The organism is Oleiphilus sp. HI0066 (assembly GCF_001635725.1).
The window spans coordinates 1-1509 of the sequence record NZ_LWFH01001113.1; the positions used below are offsets into that span (position 1 = coordinate 1).

At 43.7% G+C, this 1509-nt stretch carries 2 protein-coding genes and 1 tRNA gene; 2 read left to right on the top strand and 1 reads right to left on the bottom strand.

Annotation, left to right across the window (positions count from 1 at the left end; genetic code table 11):
* Window positions 1–27: 27 nt before the first annotated feature.
* Together A3738_RS14630 and A3738_RS14635 are read left to right on the top strand one after the other, a co-directional pair.
* Window positions 28–103: transfer RNA gene (locus A3738_RS14630), tRNA-Gly, on the top strand.
* Window positions 104–325: 222 nt separating this feature from the next.
* Window positions 326–1114 carry an MOSC domain-containing protein gene (locus A3738_RS14635; RefSeq protein WP_068479496.1) on the top strand — a complete coding sequence of 263 codons (789 nt, stop codon included), beginning with the start codon at window positions 326–328 and terminating at the stop codon, window positions 1112–1114.
* Here the strand turns inward: A3738_RS14635 and A3738_RS31145 are convergent.
* A partial coding sequence (locus A3738_RS31145) for a hypothetical protein (protein ID WP_197473867.1) occupies window positions 1106–1509 on the bottom strand: 404 nt, incomplete at its 5' end. The two genes, A3738_RS14635 and A3738_RS31145, sit on opposite strands and share 9 nt — an antisense overlap.

Consider the following 1509-nt stretch of genomic DNA (forward strand, 5'->3'; position numbering starts at 1 on the left):
TACAGAGTTTTTTCAAAGCCTTCCTAAGCGGGAATAGCTCAGTTGGTAGAGCACGACCTTGCCAAGGTCGGGGTCGCGAGTTCGAATCTCGTTTCCCGCTCCAAATTTTCTTATGACTTTGTTAAACCTATCGTCGTTTATTGTTACTAAACTTCCTCAAGGTTTGCCGCGCCCGAAGAAAGCTTATCCATCGCTTAGCTCAATGTCTTAATTGTTGATATTCCTGTATCTCTGTTTAGTCATGCCGTTTACACAATTTATACTTGCGCCTTGTTCTTCTTAGCCAAGTCGCATTATAGTTTTGAGCTTTTGCGCGAGTTTCTTGATGATTACTGTCTCTGGTCTGTTTTCTTATCCTGTTAAATCGTTTTGCGGTTTATCGCACCAGTCGATGAGCTTAGACGCGTTCGGGCCACATATGGATAGGCGTTTTATGGTCATCAATGATCAAGGAAAGCATGTCACTCAAAGAACGCACCCCAAAATGGCACTAGTCTCTGCTTTAGTAAGTGAAAGCACGCTGTCAGTGAATTTCGATGGCATAGAGACAGTATTACTGTTTTCTGAGTTTGATGTTCCAGTGATGGCTGAAGTGTGGTCGGATAGTGTTGATGCTTTGGCGATGTCATCGAAAGACTTTGATAAGCGATTATCCGTGTATTTGAATGAGTCTGTCCGTTTAATCTTCATGCCTTCAAGCACCTATCGACAGGTTGATCCTGATTTTTCACCGGAATCAGCACGAGTCAGTTTTGCTGATGGTTTTCCAATTCTTTTGTGTAGTGAGGAGTCATTGCTCGATCTGAATTCGAGGTTGGAAAATGCGGTGGCAATGAATCGTTTTCGTCCGAATATTGTGATTAGTGGGAGTGAATCATATCAAGAATCGGAATGGCGCCGAATCAAGATAGGGGAGATCGAGTTTGATGTCGCTAAGCCATGTTCACGCTGCAGTATGATTACCTTGGACGAACGGGGGGTGTTTAATAAGGAGCCCTTAAAGACTTTAGCGCAGTACCGCTTGAATCAATTTGGCGCGTGCTTTGGTGAGAATTTAGTTCAGCGTGGCGAGGGACTTATATCGTTAGGCGACTTGGTCGAAATATTAGAATAGTTCGACTTCATCATCGCTATCGTCTTCATCGGTCTTTTCGAAATGATGGCGATATATTTCGAGCGCCTCATTCACTGAGGCTCCATTCATAATGTGTTCAAACATGAGTCGCTCTTCTTCCATAGAATAGTTCGACTTAATGTCGTTTTGCAGTTTTTCCCATGCGCTTGGATTGTTGGCGCTGTTAGGGGCTGACACCAATTCGCTCAGCCAGCCTAGGTCACGTTTCACATGATCAAGTCGTTGTGATAATCGATCGTAAAATTGAAACGCCACGATGGAATTGAAAATCGAGTTATGGATCTCTTGGGCTTGGGAGCTAAAGTTGTTTGCGGCTTGTTCGTCAGACGAGTCGGTCAAGTGGCTGATTTGTTCTGCTATGTAAGAAAATGATT

Bases quoted from the DNA above. Each gene is read 5' to 3' on its own strand.
- A3738_RS14635 (WP_068479496.1), top strand. From the start codon at position 326: ATGATTACTGTCTCTGGTCTGTTTTCTTATCCTGTTAAATCGTTTTGC.